The 6,464-nt window shown below is 44.9% G+C and carries 10 protein-coding genes; 3 read left to right on the plus strand and 7 right to left on the minus strand.

Features of this window, described 5'->3' with window-relative positions:
* The first annotated feature begins 45 nt into the window (after window positions 1-45).
* The 3 genes from ACFODW_RS03360 to ACFODW_RS03370 are packed head-to-tail and all read left to right on the plus strand — an operon-like array spanning window position 46 to window position 2,251.
* Complete coding sequence (locus ACFODW_RS03360) at window positions 46-303, plus strand: cory-CC-star protein (RefSeq protein ID WP_390302981.1); 258 nt, start codon at window positions 46-48, stop codon at window positions 301-303.
* A gap of 26 nt (window positions 304-329) precedes the next feature.
* On the plus strand, window positions 330-1,262 hold the full coding sequence (locus ACFODW_RS03365; protein WP_390303011.1) for an ArsA family ATPase: 933 nt from the start codon (window positions 330-332) through the stop codon (window positions 1,260-1,262).
* Between the two features lie 5 nt (window positions 1,263-1,267).
* Entirely contained in the window at window positions 1,268-2,251 is a 984-nt protein-coding gene (locus ACFODW_RS03370) for a zinc-binding dehydrogenase (RefSeq protein ID WP_390302984.1), read from the plus strand.
* Window positions 2,252-2,476: 225 nt separating this feature from the next.
* Here the strand turns inward: ACFODW_RS03370 and ACFODW_RS03375 are convergent, their stop codons facing one another.
* The 7 genes from ACFODW_RS03375 to ACFODW_RS03405 all read right to left on the minus strand — a co-directional run bounded on the left by ACFODW_RS03375 (window position 2,477) and on the right by ACFODW_RS03405 (window position 6,168).
* A complete protein-coding gene (locus tag ACFODW_RS03375; protein ID WP_390302987.1) occupies window positions 2,477-3,334 on the minus strand; it encodes a DUF421 domain-containing protein in 858 nt (285 codons plus the stop codon).
* A gap of 36 nt (window positions 3,335-3,370) precedes the next feature.
* Entirely contained in the window at window positions 3,371-3,568 is a 198-nt protein-coding gene (locus ACFODW_RS03380) for a DUF1657 domain-containing protein (RefSeq protein WP_390302990.1), read from the minus strand.
* A gap of 12 nt (window positions 3,569-3,580) precedes the next feature.
* A complete protein-coding gene (gene spoVAE, locus ACFODW_RS03385) occupies window positions 3,581-3,931 on the minus strand; it encodes a stage V sporulation protein AE (RefSeq protein WP_390302993.1) in 351 nt (116 codons plus the stop codon).
* Window positions 3,928-4,944 carry a stage V sporulation protein AD gene (gene spoVAD / locus ACFODW_RS03390; protein ID WP_390302996.1) on the minus strand — a complete coding sequence of 339 codons (1,017 nt, stop codon included), beginning with the start codon at window positions 4,942-4,944 and terminating at the stop codon, window positions 3,928-3,930. The genes spoVAE and spoVAD overlap by 4 nt, the downstream gene beginning before the upstream one ends.
* Window positions 4,944-5,423, minus strand: coding sequence for a stage V sporulation protein AC (spoVAC, locus tag ACFODW_RS03395; RefSeq protein ID WP_390302999.1), 480 nt, complete (start codon window positions 5,421-5,423; stop codon window positions 4,944-4,946). The genes spoVAD and spoVAC overlap by 1 nt, the downstream gene beginning before the upstream one ends.
* A gap of 18 nt (window positions 5,424-5,441) precedes the next feature.
* Window positions 5,442-5,897 (minus strand): hypothetical protein, encoded by a 456-nt coding sequence (locus ACFODW_RS03400; protein ID WP_390303002.1) that lies wholly within the window; start codon window positions 5,895-5,897, stop codon window positions 5,442-5,444.
* 64 nt (window positions 5,898-5,961) lie between these two features.
* Window positions 5,962-6,168, minus strand: coding sequence for a DUF1657 domain-containing protein (locus ACFODW_RS03405; protein ID WP_390303005.1), 207 nt, complete (start codon window positions 6,166-6,168; stop codon window positions 5,962-5,964).
* Between the last annotated feature and the right edge of the window lie 296 nt (window positions 6,169-6,464).

The raw sequence follows: 6,464 nt of genomic DNA on the forward strand, positions 1-6,464 counted from the left end.
TCTGTTTTCTCGTTTCAAGAAAATTATTGGAAAAGAGGGAGTCTTATGCTGGAGCAGATGAAAAAGCTAATTAGCTACTATGAAGAGGTGTTAAGCATGCCTCATAGGCAGGAGATTGCCAGGGAGCTTCGGAATGAAGATGACTTATTCCTGCTTCTTCTTTATTCAGAAATGATTGGTATTCCCAACCCTGTCTACTATTATACCTTGGAACTGTATCCGATGATGATTGAAAAATTTCATGATTGGCATTTGCGGATGGGGATGGAAAAATCCCCACTTACCGGAATCCGCTGCTGTTGACCGGAAGAGAAAGGAAGTCTTTGATGATGAAAGCATTGGAAAAAGATATTATCTTTGTCGGAGGGAAGGGCGGAGTAGGTAAATCTACGTCCGCTGCAGCTATCGCCTGGAGGTCAGCGGAGGAGGGGTATCGGACCCTTCTTGTTTCTACTGATCCGGCACATAATTTAGGAGATATATTCAGTGTGAAAATTGGCGGGAAAGTCAAACAGGTCAGCAGCCATTTGTCTGCACTTGAAATTGACCCGGAGCTGGAAACAGAGAGATATATCAGTGGAGTGAAGGAAAATATTATGGGCACGGTGCATTCGAACATGAGGGAAGAAGTCCACCGCCAGCTTGATACTGCGAAAGCTTCCCCCGGCGCCGATGAAGCAGCTTTATTTGATAAGCTGATCTCCATCATTCTTGAAGAAAGAGAGAATTTTGATAAAATTGTGTTTGATACTGCTCCGACTGGCCACACGATCCGGCTTCTTTCCCTCCCCGAATTAATGGGGGTATGGATTGACGGACTGTTGCAACGTAGGAAAAAAACCAATGAAAATTACAGTCAGCTATTGAATGACGGAGATCCGGTGGAAGACCCCATTTATGATGTGTTGAAAGAGAGGCAGGAGCGGTTTTCCAAAGCAAGGAAAATATTGCTGGATGACAAGGTCACTGGATTCATCTTTGTCCTTAATCCGGAAAGACTGCCTATCCTGGAAACAAGGAAAGCGGTACAGCTGTTGGATGATTATCATCTACATGTGAAGACGATTATTATCAATAAAGTACTCCCGGAAGAGGCAGACGGCGAATTTTTAACTCAGCGGAGAAACCACGAAAAGCAGTACTTAAAGACGATTGAGCAGACATTCGAAGAACAGGAATTGGTATATGTACCGCTTTTTCCCCATGATATTACAGACGAGGAACAGTTGCAGCGATTTAGTAATTACTATAGGAAAGGATGATGACAATGAAAGCATTTGTGCATGAAAACGGTGAATTGAAAGTTAGAGATATGCCAGAGCCGTCTGCCGGAGAAGGAGAAGTAGTCGTTTCCTTAAAGGCTGCTGGCCTTAACCGAAGGGATGTCGGCCTTCCGAATCGAAGAGGCAACCAGGCTGATGCCCTGATACTCGGGTCTGATGGGGCAGGAGTCATTGACTCTCTAGGAAAAGGGGTAAGCAATGTAAAGCAGGGAGATGAAGTCATTGTCAATCCATCTTTAAGGTGGAAGTATAACACCGACGCACCGCCTAAAGAGTTTGACATCCTTGGCATGCCGGATCACGGCACCTTTGCCGAGAAAATAGTGCTTTCAGCTGATCAGGTGGAGAAAAAGCCCGAACACCTATCTTGGGAGGAGGCAGGAGTACTTGCATTATCCGGCCTCACCGGTTATCGTGCCATGTTTACGAAGGGGCAGATCAAAGAGCTTGATACCGTATTTATCCCAGGAGCAGGCAGCGGAGTATCTACTTATCTCGTCCAGTTTGCGAAAAATGCCGGAGCAAGAGTGATTGTGTCTTCCCGCAGCGAGGAAAAGCTGAAAAGGGCTGAGGAATTGGGGGCTGATGTAGTTATCCATAATGACAGTGACTGGCAGGAAGAACTAAAAAATGAGACAGTGGATTTGGTGATTGAGAGTGTGGGCCGGGCTACATTCAACCGCTCATTAAAGGTTCTCAAAAAAGGCGGGAAAATGGTGACCTTCGGGGCTACTACAGAAGATGTCGTTGATTTTGACCTGCGAAGCTTTTTCTACGGCCAGTACCAGTTACTCGGCACCACTATGGGTAGCGCACAGGAATTGGAAGCAATGCTTCATCATGTCAATAACTTTGGAATGCGGCCGGTGGTTGACCGTACATTTTCCTTAGAAGAAGCTCAACATGCATTCGACTATCTGAAAGAAGGAAAACAATTCGGTAAGGTTGCCTTGAAAATTGGCGGCTAAGACTTAAGACAGCATAGATGTCAATTAGTATAGAAGAAGGCCGGCCAACGCCGGTCTTTCTTCTTTGCCCATATAACCCCTTGTGAAACTTCATCAGCCCCAGGTTTGATGTTCACTCCGGCAGAGAGCTTTTAATCCCTCTGGCTTTTTCCTGCATTTTACCGCTGTTTAAGAAAAAGGCCTACACCATTTCATTTGGAAGGGTAAGCATGCCTATAACAGGAATCAGGACATATATGGGGAAACCATGTCAATGGCCTGCTGCATTTTTTTGCTGTTTCGTTCGTACATGGCTTTGGAATTTTCGTTTTGAGTGGCCAATGCGAACATTTCGAGGTCTGCCTGGCACTTTTTCAATGTAGCAAGCAGCAAGGGCACCTCGCTCGGCTGTGGGACAGCAATCATATCATCATATAGATCTACATATAATTGCCCGTTAGTGTCTGCTTGACCGAGAAATACATTTTCCAGGCTGACGTCCATTTTCTCCAGTTCTGTTTCGAGCCAGTTCATATTAAGGTTCAGATTGGCAAGTGGTTCATGCAGGACGTTGCCATCCATGATTACTGTCTGTGGCTCTTTTTGGGGGGCCAGTTTCAAACCGAGGTCCTTTGCGGTCAATGGCCGGTTTTCCCGTTTCGGCAGTACACTTAGAGAGCCAGAGGGTTCCAACACGGCAAATTCCACATCAGAAGCCAGAAAGATGTTATTATCTCTTAATTTTTCAAGTAGGTCATCAGTGGAGTAGCCCTCTTTCTTCAAATTATCTTCCATTATTTTGCCATCCTGAATGAAGACAGTACTTTTTCCTTCCGTAAAGTCCCGGAAGGCCTTGCTTTTTAGTGAAATATATTCCACGCCATAAGGTACGATGAACCAAATAAACATAGCAATGAACGCATAGACGATATTACCACCCGGATCAATTGTATGGATGGCTACAATTCCCCCCAATACAATACCGGTGATATACTCGAATACATTGAGCTGGGACAGCTGTTTTGCCCCAAGTAGTTTGGTGAAGGCAAACAAGACGGCTAGCAGTGATAATGATTTAACGACCACAATGAACCAGTCGGGCATATCATCATTTCCTTTCTTATATTGACTACCCAGTATTTAATACTGTGGCTCTTCTTTAGATATTTCAATAACCTGTTTTTCCAGGTCACTTTTTATTTCCATTACCATGTTGCCGGCATTAAGGAATGCTGTCTTTGTTTCCTGGTCCTGTGCTTTATTGGCAAGTACTTTTAAAGAAGCCTCGGCATTTTTAACGGAGGCATAACAGCTTTTCACTTGGGATCCTACTGTCATATCAATCACTCCTTATCCTTTTGGCTTGAAAATAAGAGCCCCGATGACTCCAAAAATAATGGCTGCAGATATACCTGCACTGGTTACTTCAAACATCCCCGTTACGACACCGATCAATCCGTGTTTTTCGGCCTCAGCCATGGCACCGTGGACTAAGGAATTACCGAAGCTCGTAATTGGGACTGTCGCGCCGGCGCCTGCAAAGTCGATGAGAGGCTCATAGAGGCCGAATCCATCAAGAATGGCACCTAAAACGACAAGAGCGGTCAATGTATGGGCAGGAGTCAATTTAAATACATCAAACATAATTTGGCCTATTACACAAATCAATCCGCCAACAATAAACGCCCATAGAAATATCATGATACATCACTTCCTGACTCGATGGAGACTGCATGTGCTATACATGGTATCGGGTCTTTCTGCTGGATGCTGAGTGGGGAGTGTAGGCATCCTGTAGCCACGACTAATATCCGGTTTAATTCACCGCGTTTCATGGCATTCAAGAAATGTCCATAAGTAACAACTGCCGAACAAGCTGACCCACTTGCGCCGGCCAGGACTGGTTGGCCTTCCCGGTATATTGTCAGTCCACAGTCCACATACTGATCCAGCCTGATATCCCAACCTCTCTCAACGAGAAGATCATAGGATACTTCTCTGCCGACATGGGCAAGGTCCCCGGTTATAATGAGATCATAATAGGATGGATCTACATTTCTCTCCCTAAGGTGGGCTTCAATGGTATCTACTGCTGCCGCTGCCATGGCACCTCCCATATTGAATGGATCCGTGATTCCCATGTCCATCACCTTGCCGATGGTGGCAGAAGTGACAACAGGGCCTTCTCCACTCTTCGCAACCAGAGCGCATCCTGCCCCGGTGACTGTCCACTGGGAGGTTGGCGGTTTCTGGCCTCCATATTCCGTAGGGTAGCGGAACTGTTTCTCTGCGGCAGCATTATGGCTGGCTGTACCGCTCAGAATGTAGTTGGCACTGCCAGCATTGATAATGTGAGAAGAAAGTGCCAGGCTTTCCATAGATGTGGCACAGGCACTAAACAAACCGAAATATGGAATCCCCATAGTTTTTGCGGAAAAATTGGATGGGGTGATTTGATTGATCAGGTCACCGCTTAGGAAAAACTCCACCTGTTCCTTCTCAATGTTGCTTTTCTTTACAGCGACCTGACAGGCTTCCTCCATCATCATCTGTTGGGATTTTTCAAAGGAATCCTGCTTCAGCCACATATCATCGTGGAGGATATCAAAGTCGTCTGGTATATTCCCCTTTGCTTCGAATGGACCTCCCACGGTGCCGGTTGAAATAATGACTGGTTTATTTTCAAAAATCCATGTACGATGTCCAACTAACATTACAATCCACCCCATTGGATGAGAATAGTTTTAATGATCGCAATCACAAATGCAGCGAAAACACCATAGACGATGACAGGACCGGCCAGTTTAAGCATATTGCTGCCTACTCCGAGTATGAATCCTTCTGTTCGGTACTCAATTGCCGAGGAAATTACAGCATTACCGAATCCTGTAACTGGAACAGCTGTCCCAGCTCCTGCGAATTGCCCCATCCGGTCGTATATTCCGAAACCTGTAAGGAGCATGGTAAAGAAGATGAGGGTAGCTACCGTGGGATTGCCCACTGTCTGTTCGGTGAAATTAAAATTGTAGATGTAGAAGGTGGAAATAATCTGGCCGATGAAACATATAAATCCACCAACAAAAAAAGCCTTGACGCAGTTCTTGAAAATAGGCCGTTTAACTTCCCTTTTCTGTTGAAAGGATTGGTAGGCCTGAGCCTCTGGTGGTAGCTTTTTTTTCTTTTGATCTGCCATTCCTGCTCACTCTTTTCTTTAGGTCTGTTCTTTGGACAGCTTTATAAGTTTATCGAGTTCTTTACCAAGTTCTTTTTCCGAGTATTTCCCTTCTTCCAATCCCTGCTCGATCCGTTCCATTTCCAGCAGGATTTTTTGATCGGTCGAAAATTCCACTTTCATATTGGGAAAAGCCTTTTCCATTTCTTTGGTACGGTCTTTACGAAACTGTGCAAGCCTGAATCGCTTCATGTGCTCAATCTCCATACCAATCAGCATATGCTTGGATGTATTCACGGCTTTTACACTAGTGACTTCCTGATGTTTGCTTAACTTTTGTTTAGCCTGATTAGATGGTGATTGATCAATTGCCTTTTTGGAGGAAATCAAGGTCATATCTACAGAATCCTTGGTGCTTCCTTGTTCATCATCCGCAGTACATCCGTGTGCAAACCAGAGGATGCTGCAAAGTATTATTGCTTTCCATATTTTCATGATAATCATCCATTCTATTTAGTAGGGAGAGGGGGCCTGTGCAGGCCTTCCTCTTCCTCTGCCTTTAGAATCCTTTATATTGGGGCTCTTCCTGTTCCATTTGCTGGACCCTTGGTTCTACACTCTGCAAAATAGTCTGTGTTTGCTGTGCAGCATTTTCATACATTTGTTTAGCCTGTTTATTTTCAGTCTGCAGGGCAAACTGTTCAAAACTTGCCTGGGCACTTTTAAGGCCGGCAATGGTTTGTTTTACTTGGGCACTTACTGTCATCGAGAATCCTCCTTTGTCGTAGAAATGCATTCTTATCATGCGAAGATTTGAAGTCAAATATGCATTAGGGGTATTTCTGTTTTTTATAAAAAAGGGATAAAAAAATGCTTTGTGAAGGTATATGTCAGCTAACCATGCAAAAAAGCAGCACATAGATATGTGCTGCTTCCAGCTTGTAGAGAAACCCCGTGTTTTTCTACAAGCTTTTTTTCTTGCCTCCAGGAGCACGAACCATTCCCTTTCCGCGGACGAACGCCCGAGCCTCCTCGTGAAAACCCACACTGCGGGGTCTCGGA

The sequence above is a fragment of the Virgibacillus sediminis genome, assembly GCF_042643265.1.
Lineage (GTDB): Bacteria > Bacillota > Bacilli > Bacillales > Amphibacillaceae > Virgibacillus_O > Virgibacillus_O sediminis.